At 60.0% G+C, this 14,191-nt stretch carries 17 protein-coding genes; 12 read left to right on the forward strand and 5 right to left on the reverse strand.

Annotated elements, in window-relative coordinates:
• Positions 1–8: 8 nt before the first annotated feature.
• From E8M77_RS02105 to E8M77_RS02115, 4 genes are all read left to right on the forward strand, one after another.
• Positions 9–1,352, forward strand: coding sequence for a lipopolysaccharide biosynthesis protein (locus tag E8M77_RS02105; protein WP_137128965.1), 1,344 nt, complete (start codon positions 9–11; stop codon positions 1,350–1,352).
• A 108-nt stretch (positions 1,353–1,460) separates the two neighbouring features.
• Positions 1,461–1,871, forward strand: a complete 411-nt coding sequence (locus E8M77_RS02110) for a cytochrome b/b6 domain-containing protein (RefSeq protein ID WP_246659089.1) — start codon at positions 1,461–1,463, stop codon at positions 1,869–1,871.
• A complete protein-coding gene (locus E8M77_RS24360; protein ID WP_281408168.1) occupies positions 1,780–1,974 on the forward strand; it encodes a cytochrome b/b6 domain-containing protein in 195 nt (64 codons plus the stop codon). The genes E8M77_RS02110 and E8M77_RS24360 overlap by 92 nt, the downstream gene beginning before the upstream one ends.
• A gap of 20 nt (positions 1,975–1,994) precedes the next feature.
• Positions 1,995–2,831 carry a dihydrofolate reductase family protein gene (locus tag E8M77_RS02115; RefSeq protein WP_137128966.1) on the forward strand — a complete coding sequence of 279 codons (837 nt, stop codon included), beginning with the start codon at positions 1,995–1,997 and terminating at the stop codon, positions 2,829–2,831.
• Here E8M77_RS02115 and E8M77_RS02120 read toward each other — a convergent pair.
• The 4 genes from E8M77_RS02120 to E8M77_RS02135 are packed head-to-tail and all read right to left on the reverse strand — an operon-like array spanning position 2,763 to position 6,003.
• Entirely contained in the window at positions 2,763–3,551 is a 789-nt protein-coding gene (locus E8M77_RS02120; RefSeq protein ID WP_137128967.1) for a class I SAM-dependent methyltransferase, read from the reverse strand. The two genes, E8M77_RS02115 and E8M77_RS02120, sit on opposite strands and share 69 nt — an antisense overlap.
• Positions 3,548–4,591, reverse strand: coding sequence for a glycosyltransferase family 4 protein (locus tag E8M77_RS02125; protein ID WP_137128968.1), 1,044 nt, complete (start codon positions 4,589–4,591; stop codon positions 3,548–3,550). The genes E8M77_RS02120 and E8M77_RS02125 overlap by 4 nt, the downstream gene beginning before the upstream one ends.
• Positions 4,588–4,986, reverse strand: coding sequence for a 6-carboxytetrahydropterin synthase (locus E8M77_RS02130; RefSeq protein ID WP_137128969.1), 399 nt, complete (start codon positions 4,984–4,986; stop codon positions 4,588–4,590). The genes E8M77_RS02125 and E8M77_RS02130 overlap by 4 nt, the downstream gene beginning before the upstream one ends.
• A 9-nt stretch (positions 4,987–4,995) precedes the next feature.
• Entirely contained in the window at positions 4,996–6,003 is a 1,008-nt protein-coding gene (locus tag E8M77_RS02135; protein ID WP_137128970.1) for a zinc-binding alcohol dehydrogenase, read from the reverse strand.
• Positions 6,004–6,179: 176 nt separating this feature from the next.
• Here E8M77_RS02135 and ribA point away from each other — a divergent pair, with 176 nt between their 5' ends.
• The 3 genes from ribA to E8M77_RS02150 are packed head-to-tail and all read left to right on the forward strand — an operon-like array spanning position 6,180 to position 8,858.
• Entirely contained in the window at positions 6,180–7,286 is a 1,107-nt protein-coding gene (gene ribA, locus E8M77_RS02140) for a GTP cyclohydrolase II RibA (protein ID WP_137128971.1), read from the forward strand.
• A gap of 31 nt (positions 7,287–7,317) precedes the next feature.
• Positions 7,318–8,115: a CDP-alcohol phosphatidyltransferase family protein gene (locus tag E8M77_RS02145; RefSeq protein WP_137128972.1), complete on the forward strand. Its 798-nt coding sequence runs from the start codon at positions 7,318–7,320 to the stop codon at positions 8,113–8,115.
• Entirely contained in the window at positions 8,112–8,858 is a 747-nt protein-coding gene (locus tag E8M77_RS02150; RefSeq protein ID WP_137128973.1) for an FkbM family methyltransferase, read from the forward strand. The genes E8M77_RS02145 and E8M77_RS02150 overlap by 4 nt, the downstream gene beginning before the upstream one ends.
• Here E8M77_RS02150 and E8M77_RS02155 read toward each other — a convergent pair.
• Positions 8,837–9,781 (reverse strand): lysylphosphatidylglycerol synthase transmembrane domain-containing protein, encoded by a 945-nt coding sequence (locus E8M77_RS02155; protein WP_246659090.1) that lies wholly within the window; start codon positions 9,779–9,781, stop codon positions 8,837–8,839. The two genes, E8M77_RS02150 and E8M77_RS02155, sit on opposite strands and share 22 nt — an antisense overlap.
• Before the next feature lie 124 nt (positions 9,782–9,905).
• Here E8M77_RS02155 and E8M77_RS02160 point away from each other — a divergent pair, with 124 nt between their 5' ends.
• The 5 genes from E8M77_RS02160 to E8M77_RS02180 all read left to right on the forward strand — a co-directional run bounded on the left by E8M77_RS02160 (position 9,906) and on the right by E8M77_RS02180 (position 14,121).
• Positions 9,906–11,522: a sulfatase gene (locus E8M77_RS02160; RefSeq protein ID WP_246659091.1), complete on the forward strand. Its 1,617-nt coding sequence runs from the start codon at positions 9,906–9,908 to the stop codon at positions 11,520–11,522.
• A gap of 295 nt (positions 11,523–11,817) precedes the next feature.
• Positions 11,818–12,027 (forward strand): cold-shock protein, encoded by a 210-nt coding sequence (locus tag E8M77_RS02165; protein ID WP_037085395.1) that lies wholly within the window; start codon positions 11,818–11,820, stop codon positions 12,025–12,027.
• 194 nt (positions 12,028–12,221) lie between these two features.
• Positions 12,222–12,602 (forward strand): DUF6481 family protein, encoded by a 381-nt coding sequence (locus E8M77_RS02170; protein WP_137129171.1) that lies wholly within the window; start codon positions 12,222–12,224, stop codon positions 12,600–12,602.
• 55 nt (positions 12,603–12,657) lie between these two features.
• Entirely contained in the window at positions 12,658–13,713 is a 1,056-nt protein-coding gene (locus tag E8M77_RS02175) for a fatty acid desaturase (RefSeq protein ID WP_137128976.1), read from the forward strand.
• A gap of 78 nt (positions 13,714–13,791) precedes the next feature.
• A complete protein-coding gene (locus E8M77_RS02180) occupies positions 13,792–14,121 on the forward strand; it encodes a hypothetical protein (RefSeq protein ID WP_246659092.1) in 330 nt (109 codons plus the stop codon).
• Positions 14,122–14,191: the final 70 nt, after the last annotated feature.

The following is a 14,191-nucleotide window of genomic DNA, read 5'->3' on the forward strand; positions in this document are numbered from 1 at the left end:
CTGATATGATGCTGGATGAACCCCGTTGGGCCCGCGCTTTGCCGCCTTCCGTCGCGCGCCTACTGCTGCGACTCGATCTTGCCAGTATGGCAAGCTCCGTGGGCATCAAAGTGGTCATGGTGATCTTCAATTTCGCGTTGATCACGCTTGCGGCACGCGCGCTTGATGCCGATGGGTTTGGCCATTATTCCATTCTCTATTCGGCAGCCAGCCTGCTATACATCGCAGCCGCCGGCGGCCAGGAACTGTTCATCCTGCGTAGCTGGAGCGAAATATCCGCCAATCGTGATGCCGCAAGGCTGAAAGGCGCGCTGCGATTTACCGGCACGACGGCGCTCATCGGCACGATCACGGTCGGATCCGGCTTCTTGCTTTGGGCGCAGAGCCGCGTACCAACGCCTGAGGCTTTCGCCGCACTTGCCTATCTCGTGCTGGCAGCCTGGTTGCAGATCACCATCCATCTGGTGCGCAGCGAACTGGGTGTCGCGCGCGGTGATGGGCTCAATGCCGTGATCAGCGGCATGGTCCCGATCCTTTACCTGATGATCTGCCTGTCAACGGGCATCGATGCCACGATCACCTATCTGTTCCTCGCCCTTGCGCTCGGCAATGCGCTTTCGCTTGCCGTCCAGCTTTGGCTTGCGGCGCAACGCATCGCGCTCCAATTTCCGAATCTCGGCCAAGTGCGCCCGATTTCGGAAACCAAGGATTGGTTTCTACGCTCGGCAAAGTTCTGGATGTCGAGTACGCTGGAAGCCGTCAACCAGTATATCGACGTGATCGTCATCGCCTATCTGATGGACCCGGCGACCGCCGGCGCCTATTTCGTCACCGTGCGGCTTGCCAATCTGTTTGCTGCCGCAGCAGACGCAATCAATCTCTACACCACACGCCATCTGCCCGGCCTTCTTTACCGCGACGATCGCGAAGCGCTGTCGCGCATGCTCGACAATGTCGCGTGGCTGACGCTCGCCTTCGTCTTTGCCGGCATGGTGGCCATCATCCTCGGCGGCTATTTCGTCCTGATGCTGATCAATCCCGCCTATGCCGCCTATTTCCCTGAATTGCTGGTCCTGTGTATTGGGACGGCAGCGCTTGCCGCCGGTCGCTCATCGGCCATAACGCTGATGCTGGCCGGCCATGAAGGCCGCTATTTGCGCATCACGGCCATCTTCGTGCCGCTGCGCATCGTTGGCCTTCTGTTTTTCGGCTCGGCATTCGGTGTCATGGGGGCTGTCGCTGTCTCCGCCGTCTGCTTTCTCGCACAATCGCTCGTGCTGAGACGCAGCGCAGCCGCGCTTGTCGGCTTTGATCCGTCCGTATTCCGCCTCCTGCCACAGCGGCTTCATTGACCTCCCCTTTCCTCGCGCGGTCGTGATGATGCGTTTTCGCCAATGCTGATCTAGGTTGAACTCGGAGGCGTAACGCCCATGTGCCGTTGCGTGAGGTAGGAGGATCAAATGCTGACGCAGCGATATCCGGGCGCGATGCGGGCGATGCATTGGCTTGTTGCCGTGCTGGTGCTTGCCACCTGGCCGCTTGGCATGGTGATCAAATTCGTGCGCGATGATGTGAAGCTCGGCTTCTACCTTCTGCACGAATCGCTCGGCTTAATCGTGCTCTGGCTGACGCTGGTACGTATCGGTATCCGGCTGACATCTGAGGTGCCGAAAAGCCCAGTCGACGGCGCACTGGCCATGATTGCCCATGCTGTGCATTTGAGCCTCTACCTGATGTTGATCGTCATGCCGGTCAGCGGCTTTCTGGCAACCAATGCGCATGGTTTTCCGCTCGTATGGTTTGGTATCGTTCCCGTCTGGAGCCCGAGGCAAATCACCGGAGATCGCGCCCTGGCTTTCCACACTGCATGAGTGGAGCGCATGGATCCTTTTCGGCCTTTTTGCGTTGCATATCGCCGGTATTCTTTTTCATCACGTGCTGCGCCGGGATGACACGCTCTACCGGATCGTTTGATCAGCAGGAACGAGGTTTTGATGCGCCGTATCAAGGTGAGTGATGGAATCTGGCGCGTGCTGCTGGCAGCCAAAGCTGGACGGCCAATCCCAGCGACAGCCGCAGGTGACGCAGCGGTAGCGCTCTACGCGCCCATCGCCACCGCAGGCCGCCCCTTCGTTCTGGCGCAGGTCGGCCAGTCGCTCGACGGACGTGTGGCAACGCCGTTCGGCGATGCACGCGACATTTCAGGCCCCGAGGGTATCGCCCATCTGCACCGCTGCCGGGCGCTTGTCGATGCCGTGATTGTCGGCGTCGGCACGGTCAAGGCCGACAATCCGCGTCTGTCCGTGCGCGATGTCGAAGGTGACGATCCTGTGCGGGTCATCATCGATTGCCGGGGCGAACTTGCCGGTGATGAGGGCATATTTCATGATGGCGGCGCGCCCGTGATCCTCATCCAGTCACGCGACGCACCGCAAAAGGCCTATCCGGCCGATGTCATTCGCCTGCGTCAAAGCGTCAATGGCCTGTGTCCCACCGAGATTCTCGAGGCACTTTCCGAACGCAACCTTTCAAAGATCCTCGTGGAAGGCGGTGCCCGCACGATTGCGCGCTTCATGGATATGGATCTCGTCGATCATCTGCATGTGTCGATTGCACCGCTGATTATCGGCTCGGGCCCGTCCGGCATCTCGCTTCCACCGATCCGCACTCTTTCCGAGGCGCATCGGCCGGCAGCCGAACTCTATAGCCTGGGCCGTGACATCCTGTTTGATTGCCACCTGAGCGCCGGGCTCGCCGTCACGTCAGAGCGGAAGCGCCAGAAGATCGATATGTCCGACATCGAGACGTCCGCCGGCGTGGAGCTTCGCTAGGCGAAAATCGAACCATGTCGACAACTGATCCTGGTTGAGGTCACTGACTTCGGCAACCGGCGACACCATGCCGCGCAAGAACGCTTCCTGCAGTGCTGCATGCGACAGATCCAGATGCCAGGTGCTGTCTGCGGTTTTGGTTCGGTAACCGAGGCAGGTGAACGCACCTTCCAGATGCGCTGCGGCCTGCGGTCCAAGAGCCACGCCAAACCCTTTATCCCCGCGTTGGTGACGGTTGAAGGCGCCAACGATCTCGAGATCCAGTTCGTGGGGGTCGCTCCAGCTGATGCGACCATCATAGTTGAGCGCCGTATAAAGCCCGATACGCTTCGTGCTCAGATACTCGGCGAGATCCTCGCAGAAAGCACCGGAGCAGAGATCGAAGAAGGCCGATGCCGTCATCAGGCTAACGCCTTCCAGTGTCAGCGTGGAGAGATCTGTCAGATCTTTTCGGTGGTAAGAGACCGCAGCGCTGCCGATCAACCTTTCAGCCTCGGCAAGCAGAAGCTGGTCATAATCCACCAATTGCCAGTAAGCATTCACCGGAAACCGGCCGGACAGGCTGCGATAGGTGGAGCCTGTGCCGCAGCCGATATCCATGATGGTCGGTGCCTCCAGCCCCTCGAGATAGGAGGCAAGTTCCGCCAAGAGAAGCTCATTGCGGGCTGCCTTGTCGGCCGGCTCGCGAAGCGCCAGCCATCCAGTGTCAAAACCGCTCATTTTATCCCTTTCAAGCCAGTAGAAACTCTTGCCGCCGTATCCTGCCAGCCCGGAAGGGCGGCCCCGGCCTTGGCAGCCGCATCGGCAAATTCGCGCCGCAGGGCGGGGTTGGTGATGAACCTGCGCAAAGCGCCCGCAAATGCCTCGACATCATCGACCGGTACGAGAACGCCAGCATTTGCTGGCACGACATCGGGAACAGCGCCGGCATGGCAGGCAACGATCGGCAAACCTTGTGAAAGCGCTTCGGCAAACACCATGCCATAGCCCTCGTAACGGCTGGCCAGCGCAAAGATATCGGCTGTTTCAAGCACGGCCGGCACGTCGTTCACCTGCCCGCAAAGCCTCACGCGTTCGCCAAGAGCAAGCCGCTTCACCTGGTCATCCAGAGCGTCAGCCGTTGCCGGATCAAGTGATCGGTTGCCAATGATGCTGGCGCGCCAGGGCAGATCCCGGATCCTGTCGAGGGCGTCGATGAGAACGTCATGGCCCTTACGCTTTGTCAGCGTGCCGACGCTGACGATATGCACCGGATCATTGCCGCCCTTGGCGGGAGACCGCTGCTCAGTACCAGGCAAGGCAATGGTGATAGCGTCGAGCGAGACATTGTAGGATGAGGACAGCGTGCGCGCCGTTTCCGGCGAGGTCACCACCACATGGCGCACGAAGGCAAGCGCCTCCCGCTCGCTGTTTCTCAAGACGTCCGCGACATCGGCCGGGAGCCCGGTCTCCAGTGCCAGCGGGTGATGCACAAGAGCGATGATGCGCAGACGCGTCGCTTCGCGCTTCGCCCATTCATTCATCACCCCGAAGGCCAACCCGTCGATCATCACCAGGGCATCCTCCGGAAGGGCAGACAGCTGCTGTTCAGCTAAGGCAAGCGCATCGGCACTTGGCGCCGGAAATCCGTCGCCAAGGCTTAAGAGGTCAACCTGCCATCCCAATTGCTGCAGCCCATGGATCAGATGCCGGTCATAGGCATAGCCCCCGGTCTTCAGCTCCAGATCACCGGGATAGGCAAAGAATAGCGTGCTCGTCAAAGGTCTGCCTCATACCAGCCCCGCGCCGCATGGCTTTCGTGCAGGAGAACGCGAAGCCGGCAAATGCGGCCGCTGCCGGGCCCAAGCTTCTTCTCGGAGACAGCCTTCGCCAACTGGTCGAAGATATGCTTGGCAATGACTTCCGTGGTCGAAATCCGGCCTTTGAAAATCTCCAGTTCATCGAGGTTCTGGTAGTTGAGCGGCTTCAGGATCTCCGCAAGGATCGTTGTCGCAAGGCCGATATCGACAGCCAGACCGTCCTCATCGACATCGCGGGTAAAGAAGGCGGCATCGACCACGAAGGTTGCACCATGCATGCCCTGAGCCGGGCCGAACACCGGCCGCGGCAGGCTGTGGGCAATCATGATGTGGTCACGAACTTCAACGGCAAACATGGACAATCCTTATTCGTAGCGCACGCGATGGCAGAGCGTGGAGGTTGCATGGAGGATACGGGGGTAAATGTCCTGCAGATCAGAAAAGGCGGTCTCACCGGAAATCAGGGCATCCAGACGCGAATCGGCCAGCAGATCCAGCGCCTTCGACAACCGGCGCGACAAGGGCCAGCGCGGTTGCTGACTGGTCGAGACATGGCCGACCTGAGAACTCTTGATGGAAAGCCGCCGTGAGTGAAAGGCTCCGCCCAGCGACAGAGTGGCCTGGCGCTCGCCATACCAGCTCGCCTCGACGATGCGCCCTTCGAGGCCTGCATGATCGATCGCCAGGGAAAGAGCCGCCGACGCGCCGGACGCATTGATCAGCACGTCGAATTCTCCGTCGAGCCCGTTGGGTGCCACAAAGGAAAGACCCAGCCCATTGGCAAGGCTTGCGCGCTCCAGATCCGGATCCACCAGCAGCATTTCCGTGCCCGGCACCCCGGCGGCAAGATGCGCGGTCAGCGCGCCAACGACACCCGCCCCGAAGACTGCCACGCGATCACCCGGCCGGATTTCGGCATCCCAGACGACATTCAGCGCAGTTTCCATATTGGCGGCCAGAACCGCGCGCTCGGGCGCAAGTCCTTCCGGCAGAACGGTAACGGCGGTCTTGGGCACCACGAAATAATCCTGATGCGGATGAAGGCAGAAGACGCGTGCGCCGACGAGTTCTGCCTCGCCGTCCAGAACTTCACCCACAGCGCAGTAGCCGTATTTGACCGGAAACGGAAAACTGCCCGCCATGAAAGGTGCGCGCATCCGCTCATACTCCGAATGTGGCACGAGCCCCTGAAACACCGTGGCTTCCGTTCCCCGGCTGATGCCTGAATAGAGCGTGCGCACCAATAGGTCTCCACCCGTCAAAGCAGGCAGATGTTCGTCCAGAATTGCGCAACGGCCCTGCTCGGTAAACCAAAGGGCACGAGCGGCAGGCAGTTTTGAAGCAAGGTCAGGCGGTTGCGATGGAACGATCATGGCTCTATCCGGTTGGGCAAGTCGATCAGGTGGTCTTCGACAGGCTTGGGCAGCGCTATGTAGAGCAGGCAAATGGAATTGCCCGTCCTTTGAGCATCAAATTTAATTTATGTTCACATGGCAATCCGTTGGCTTTTGCTGGGCGTAACGCCAACTAAGCAGTCAAGGAGGCTATCATGACGTCCAAGAGCCCATTTGCCATCGATTTTGCCAACCCCGCCGCAGAGGTCGAACGCGCCGTATCCGAGTTGCGCTTCGGGCGCCCGGTGATTTTCGAGGAAGATCACCAGAGCCTTGCCGTTCTGGCGCTCGATGCCGTGACACCGGCACTTTATGACCAGTTTTCAGGCGTGGTCGAAGGCTCGCATCGTCTGCTTCTGACCCGGCAGCGTGCAAACCGGCTGGGCATTAAGACCATGACGGACGTGACCGTTCCCCTGGCTGGCATGAGCTTTGACGAGGCCTCAAGGCTTTCCTATGCGCTCGATGCAAAACGTCCGGGCAACTACGCTCCGGCCGAAAGTCTTGCCTCGCGATCCGCAGAACTTGCCCGCACCGCACTCCTCCTGCCGGCCATGATCATTGCCGATATCTCGCAGAAAAAATCGCTGTTTAGCGCCTGCTGCAGCCTGCATGCCTCACGCCTGACGCAAACCGGCATCGCCCGCCAGGAGTTTCAGCAGGTGGTTCGCACGCGCGTTCCGTTGAAGGACCATGGCGATTGCGATTTCGTCGTGTTTCGCGGCGGACTGGCGCAGAAGGATCAGGTGGCGATCGTCGTCGGAAAGCCGGATGTGACCAAGCCGGTGCCGATCCGCGTGCATTCCTCCTGCATCACCGGCGATCTCTGCGGCTCGCTGAAATGCGATTGCGGCGACCAGCTGCGCAACGGCCTCGACCTTTTGAAGCAGGCCGGCGGCGGCGTGCTGATCTATCTCGACCAGGAAGGTCGCGGCACCGGCATCGGCGCCAAGATGCGCGCCTATGGCTATCAGCACCTTGGCCTCGACACGATTGATGCCGATGCCGAACTCGGGCTTGCCGAGGATCACCGCCGCTATGAGGCAGCGCTTGCCATGCTGCGGCTCCTGTCGATTTCGGAAGTCGTGGTTTACACCAACAACCCGACAAAGATCGCGGCCCTGCGCGATGGCGGGATTATCGTCCATTCCCGCACAGCCGTGACGGGCCGCGTGACGAATGAAAACGAGAACTATCTGCGCACCAAGACTTTGCGCGCCGGCCATATGCTGGAACTCGACACGCTGATTGCCGCAGAGTAACCACATTGTAAAGCGCGCAGGAGATCCGCAGATGGTGAGCTTCGATGAGGGACGGCCGGGCTCCCACGGGCCCCCTGGCCGTCAAGACAGAGGTCACGATGGCGGATTGCTGGTCAATACGCTCAAGGTTTTAGCCTCTGTCTATGTGGCCTCTGTATTGATCTGGGGTCTTGCCGCCGCCAATCTGTCCATCGAACCACATGTCCCCCTCGTTGCCGGCGGCGTTCTTGCCGTCATATTCGTGCTGGTTCTCCTCGGCTTGCCGCAGCATCGGCATCCGCGGTTCGGCTATGCCAATATCGTCACGGCCCTGCGCGCAAGCCTGATCAGCATGGTCGGCGCCGTCGTTCTGTTTTCCGATACGTTCCGCGCCGAACACTTCGATCATATGATCTGGGCGACCTGCGGCGCGGTAATGTTTGCGCTTTCTCTGGATGGCGTTGACGGCTATCTCGCAAGGCGCTTTCGCCAGGCCTCGGCCCTCGGTGCGCGCTTCGACATGGAACTGGATGCGTTTCTCATTCTCATCCTGTCGGTAGCGGCAACCGAGCTGGGCAAGGCGGGGCCATGGGTGCTGCTGATCGGTGCGCTACGCTATCTCTTCGTGATGGCGCAGTGGTTTCTCCCATTGCTTCGAGAGGAACTGCCGGAATCATTCCGGCGCAAGCTGATCTGCGTCGTCCAGGTGGCGGCACTCTGCGGTGTGATGCTGCCCTTCGTCACGCAACCTGTCTCCGGCATCCTATGCGCGCTGGCACTTAGCCTGCTGGTCTATTCCTTCGCTGTCGATACGATCCATCTTCTGCTGAGGAAGGAACACCGGCCATGAATGGCTCACTTGCCACGTCGCTCGGCATGGCCCGTTCGCTAGCCATCTATTACGGCATGCCCTGGCGCCGCGGGAGCTTGAAGCGCTTCTATCGCGGCCTCGTAAAGCCCGGCCAGCTGGTTTTCGATATTGGCGCGCATGTGGGAAGCCGCAGCCGAACTCTCTTGTCACTTGGCGCCCGTGTCGTGGCCATCGAGCCGCAGCCAGCCTTTGCCGATTTTATTGAAAAGCATTTTTCCCGCGAGCTGGAAGGTTTTGAGCGCGTCGCCGTCGGGCGCGAGAGCGGCGAAATCGAACTGCACATTTCAAGCCGACACCCGACAGTCACCAGCATATCCACCGATTTCCTCGCCAAAGCCAAAAGTGCCGAGGGCTTTCAATCGGTAACCTGGGACCAGACCATCACGGTACCCATGGTGACGCTGGACGAGTTGATACGCCGCTATGGCAGCCCGGCTTTCTGCAAGATCGATGTGGAAGGCGCCGAGGCCGATATCATCCGGGGCGCCACGCAGCCCATACCGCTGATAGCCTTTGAATATCTGCCACCCATGCCGGAGCTGACGCTGCAGGCGCTGGATGCTGTCGAACGCCTTGCAGACTACCGCTATAACCGCGTGGTGGCTGAACAGCACAGATTTGTGCATTCGCAATGGCTGACAGCTGCTGAACTGCGGCATGTGCTGGCGGGATTGCCGGTATCAGACCCCTCGGGTGATATCTATGCGCGGCTTTCGTCTTGATCAGCAGCATGGCGCCGGGTCGGCAGTTCATGGCCTTTGCGCCGCCGTATGCTCGCCAACAGAATGACGAGCCCCGGAGCGACACCGATGAGCGCCAGCGCACCATAGACAAGGCTTGCCGCAACACCATCGGCACCGCTGAGCCCGGCAATCGGCCAGAGCGCGGCAGCTGCGGCTTCGCGCGTTCCCCAGCCGCCAAGACCGGTTGGAATGAGCATGGCAATCAGGCAGGCGGGAACCACGGTCAATGCGCCGATCGCCGGCAAAGGCGCGCCCACTGCATGTGCCGCCAGCATGAAAAGCCCGACATAGGCAAGCATGACGGTGAGGCTGAGGCCGGCCTGCACCGCCCAGGCATAACGAATGACAAAGACGGCCTGCAACTCTTGACCCAACCCCTTGAAGCGTCTGGCGACAAGCATCAGAACGACAATGAGACCCGACAGGCCGGCAAGCACCGGCAGCAGGATGCCGCCACCTATCAACGCCTGGCCCCGCAGAAGTGGCCAGAAGAACAGGCCAAGCGCAAAAAAGCCGAAAAAGGACAGCTGTCCCGACAATCTTTCAAACACGACGGTCTTTGCCGAGCGTTTAAAGCCACCCGGCTCCCCATCGCGCAGGCGATAGGCGCGCAGCGCATCACCCGCCACGCCGCCCGGCGCCAACTGGTTGACCGCACTTGCGACGTAATATTCGCTGATCGCATCAAGCCGAGCGATGGTAAAGGAGAGACGCTTTGCGGTAAAATGCCAGCGCAGGGCGGAGACGACGATCTGCACCTGCACGAGCAGCAGACCGGCCACCACATGACCAAGAGACACTTTTCCAAGCGCCGACAGGACAGCATCCAGATCGACCTGCAGCAGAAGTGCAGCAACAAGACAGATCAACAGAAGACTGGCGGCAAGCCGGGCAAGCGACACAAGTTTTGCCTTTCGGGCATGGAGAAACCGGGTTCCCCGAAGATAGAAGGAATAACTACGCTCCGCTACGCAGCAATCATGCAACTGGACCGGCCCGATGCCCAATCCGAGTAGACGACATTCAATGCCGACAAGGCAGTGGCCCGTCCCCGTCTGGTTCATGCTGTTTGCGCTGGTTACCGGCGCGATCCTCAATCTGCCGGATCATCCGGACGCGCTCAGCCTTGAGACCTTTCTCCGGCTTCCGCTGGAGGTTATCCTGCTTGGTCTTCTGTTGCTGGTGATCCCCCGCCGGCTGAGCGGCCTCCCGATTGCACTTATCTTGATCGCCTTGGGTCTCATCCTGTGTCTGAAGCTTGCGGATCTGGGCACGCAAGCAGCCTTCCAGCGTCCGTTCAACCCTTATCTCGACGGGAAGATGCTGAAGGACGGCTGGAACCTTCTGTCCGGCAGCCTCGGACTGGCCAAAGCTGCGCTTGCCTGCAGCGCCATTCTCGCCGCCTTCCTTGCCATTCTTGGGCTAATCAGCCATGCCATGCGCCGCATGACGGCAGGGTCCGGCAGACCCCGCATGGTGCTTCTCCTTCCTGTTGTGGCTCTGGCTGCAGCCGGCAGCATGGCAATCGCCAGACCGTCACTTGTCGCGAACCTGCCCCTGCCACCCATCGAATTCAGCGCCGCACGCTATCTGTCCGATCGACTGGTCCTGATTGCAAGCTCGGTTGCCGATATGCGCCGCTTCGAGGTCGAATTGGCTGGCGCCGACCCAGCCAAGGATGAGAAACCCATCTTTGAAGCGGTCAAGGGCCGAGATGTGATCCTGATCTTCGTTGAATCCTACGGCAGAAGCGCCCTTGAAGACCCGCTTTATGCACCAATGATTGGCGAGCGGCTGGATAAGATGGCGCAGCAATTGGAGAACGCCGGTTTCTCGATGGCCAGCCGCTGGATCGGCTCGCCCACAATTGCGGGCCTCAGCTGGCTTGCCCACGGCACCTTTCTCTCCGGCCTCTGGATCGACAGCCAATCACGCTACGACCGGCTGATGATGAGCGGGCGAACGAGCCTCAACCGGCTTTTTTCCGATGCCGGCTGGGACAGCATTGCCGTGATGCCGGCCATTACCATGGATTGGCCGGAAGCCGCCTGGTACGGCTATGACCGGATTTTGGCCGAGAAAGATCTTGGCTACAGGGGAAAGCCGTTCAACTGGATGACTATGCCCGACCAGTATACGCTATCGGCCTTTCAGCGCATGGTGCGTGACAGACCGGACCGAAAGCCGGTCATGGCCGAAATCGCGCTGATATCCAGCCACGCGCCCTGGACGCCAATCCCGCATCTGATCGACTGGGACAGCATTGGAAACGGAACGATCTTCAACGAACAGGCGGCCGCTGGCGAAACACCAACGCAGGTCTGGGCCGATCCGGACAAGATCCGCACCCACTATATCCGTACTGTGGATTATTCATTGGAAACGCTCGGTGACTACATCAGCCGATACGGACAGGACGCCCTGTTTATCGTGCTTGGCGACCATCAGCCGGCAGCCATTGTTACCGGCACCGAGGCTTCACGCGCCGTACCACTGCATGTGATCAGCCGCGACAGAGCACTGATGGAGCGCTTCCGGTCCCATGGCTTCGAAGGCGGCCTTGTGCCGTCCTCTGGCCAAGCGGAACTGCCGATGAGTCAGATGCGGCGGGTGTTGACCGAAATCCTTCGCCCGCTGCGTTGACGCCAGCACGCTTTATCGGAAAACGGGTTTACTTGCGGCAGCACGAAGATGTCGGTCCGACACCACGTGCTAAGCGCGAAATGAACTCGCATAGATTGTACTCCATCAGCGGGACGAAACAAAAAGTTGACATCGGCGGCAGGTTCACCTATGTAAGGCTCATCGATACTTTGTTTGCCGATCTTTGTTTTTGCTGCGCTTTGCGCTTCGTGACGAACTTTCCTTTCAAAAAGTCGAAAAAGTATCCGCTGCGCGTCGTGTGGCGGTCATCAAAACTGCTATGAAAGGGTTTATCATGGCCACTGGCACAGTAAAATGGTTCAACGCCACCAAAGGCTTCGGCTTCATTCAGCCGGACGATGGCAGTGCGGACGTATTCGTTCACATCTCGGCTGTTGAACGCGCCGGCATGAGCTCGATCGTTGAAGGTCAGAAGCTCGGCTTCGAGCTTGAGCGTGACCGCAAGTCGGGCAAAATGTCCGCCGGCCAGCTCCAGGCCGCCTAAAGAACCTCGACGCCACCTATGACCACGGATGTACTGGCATGGGTGAGCGCAAGGGTTGTCGAGAAGGTCAGGCATGTGTCTGGCCTTTTTCCATATCAGGCAAAGGCTTGATCGGCACTTTGCAGGCATGAATGGCCTGCGGTGCGACCACACATTTCCCGCGAACCATCATTTTCCGCGACAAGGACGACACGTTGAGACACCCGAACGACAATGGCTTTGCTGAGCGCCGCACCGCAGCGGCAGAGGCCAAGAAGCAATTGCTGGCGAAATTCGCCACTGCCCCCAAGGCGACTGACCCGGAAATGCGCGAGCGCCTTGCCGCCCGCGAGGCAATCGCTGCCGCACGCGAAGCGCGTCGCGCTGAACGTGATGCGTTGCGCGCTGCTGAAAACGAGCGTGAAGCACGCGAAGCTGCCGAACGCGTAGCCGCAGCAGAGGCTGATGAGAAGGCCGAGGCTTTGGCGCGCCAAGCCGAAATCGACAGCCGCGTGTCTCGCGTCGTGGCTGATGAAGCTGCCCGCAAGGCTGAACGAGATCGCCGCTATGCGGCACGCAAGGCCCGTCAGGGCTGATAGGTCTGGGCACCCTGCCAATGAGAGGCATGAGGGCCCGCAACGGAACGAGTTCATGAACGTCAATGTCAGAATAGAAGCGGCGTCATCGCCGGCGCCGGAAGATGTTGGTGCCTGGCTGAAACTTCTGTCGCGTTACCGCAAACCGCTGATGGATCGTAGCATCCTGGAACTTGCGGTGACCGTTGTTCCCCTCTTCCTGTTCTGGGCAGGCGCCTATGTCAGCGTCGCCTTTGGTTTTTGGTGGGGCGTGCTGCTTGCACTTCCCGCATCGGCCTTCCTGCTGCGTCTGTTCATGATCCAGCATGATTGCGGACACGGCTCCTTCTTCGGTCGACGCCGGCTCGACGACTGGACCGGCCGCATCATTGGCGTGCTGACCCTGACGCCCTACGATTACTGGCAGCGCGCCCATGCCATTCATCACGCTTCGGCCGGCAATCTGGACGAACGTGGCATCGGCGACATCAGCACGCTGACAGTTGCCGAATACCAGGCGCTTTCACCGTTTGGCCGGCTGAACTACCGGCTTTATCGCCATCCGCTGGTCATGTTCGGCATTGGGCCTGCCTGGGTCTTCCTCATCAAGCAGCGCCTGCCGTTTGGCCTGATGAACAAGGGGGCCATGCCATGGGTTTCCACCATGGCAACCAATGCCGCGATCGCCTTGCTGTTCGGCCTGCTTATCTGGGCAGTCGGGCTTTACGGCTTTCTGGCCGTCCACCTGCCTGTGGTGCTTCTGGCTGCTGCTGCCGGCATCTGGCTGTTTTACGTTCAGCATCAGTTCGAGGAAACCCATTGGTCGGAAGCCGACGAGTGGAATTTCCCGGAAGCCGCACTGCACGGCGCATCACATTACGACCTTCCGCCCGTGCTGCGCTGGATGACCGCCAATATCGGCATTCATCACGTACATCACCTGGCCAGCCGCATTCCCTATTACCGCCTGCCCGAAGTGCTGCGTGACTATCCGCAACTGGGCAATCTGGGGCGGATCACGGTGCGAGAGAGCATTGCCTGCGTCAAGCTCGTACTGTGGGACGAAAATGCCAAGCGGCTGGTTTCGTTCCGCGATGCGGCAATGATAGCGCCCATGCGCCAGACGACCTGAGTTAAGGCAAGGCGACTGCCGCAGACGCGGCGACCTTCCTCACCATCTTCCATAGACTAGGATCAAGGACCTTCCGTTTTGAGAACCAAGACCAACGCCGCGCCCGCCCTTCCCAGCGACGCGATCATTCTGACGCCGACCCAGGTCCGCGGCCTGAAACTTGCCAAGGATGGCGACCTGTTTCTGCAGGAGCAGAACCGCTGGACGCATGAAAATGCCACCATCACCTATGCCCGCACCGATCGCTTCAAGGAGCGCCCGCAGAAGGTGAAGTTCCTCACCACCGGCACGCTGGAAGAACTGAAGCGTCACGGTTTTGTCGAGAGCCTGGAACATGCGGGCGACGAGGCTGAAGCCCCGCATCGCATCACCATGGCCGGCAAGGTCTGGCTGTTCAAGGCCAAGTAGCCATTCATATCGGCCCGCCAGGGCCGACATGCGGATGTTTTATTGTGCAGCGCAGCAACATTTATGCTAT

Source organism: Rhizobium sp. FY34 (genome assembly GCF_005222845.1).
Taxonomy (GTDB): Bacteria; Pseudomonadota; Alphaproteobacteria; order Rhizobiales; family Rhizobiaceae; genus Neorhizobium.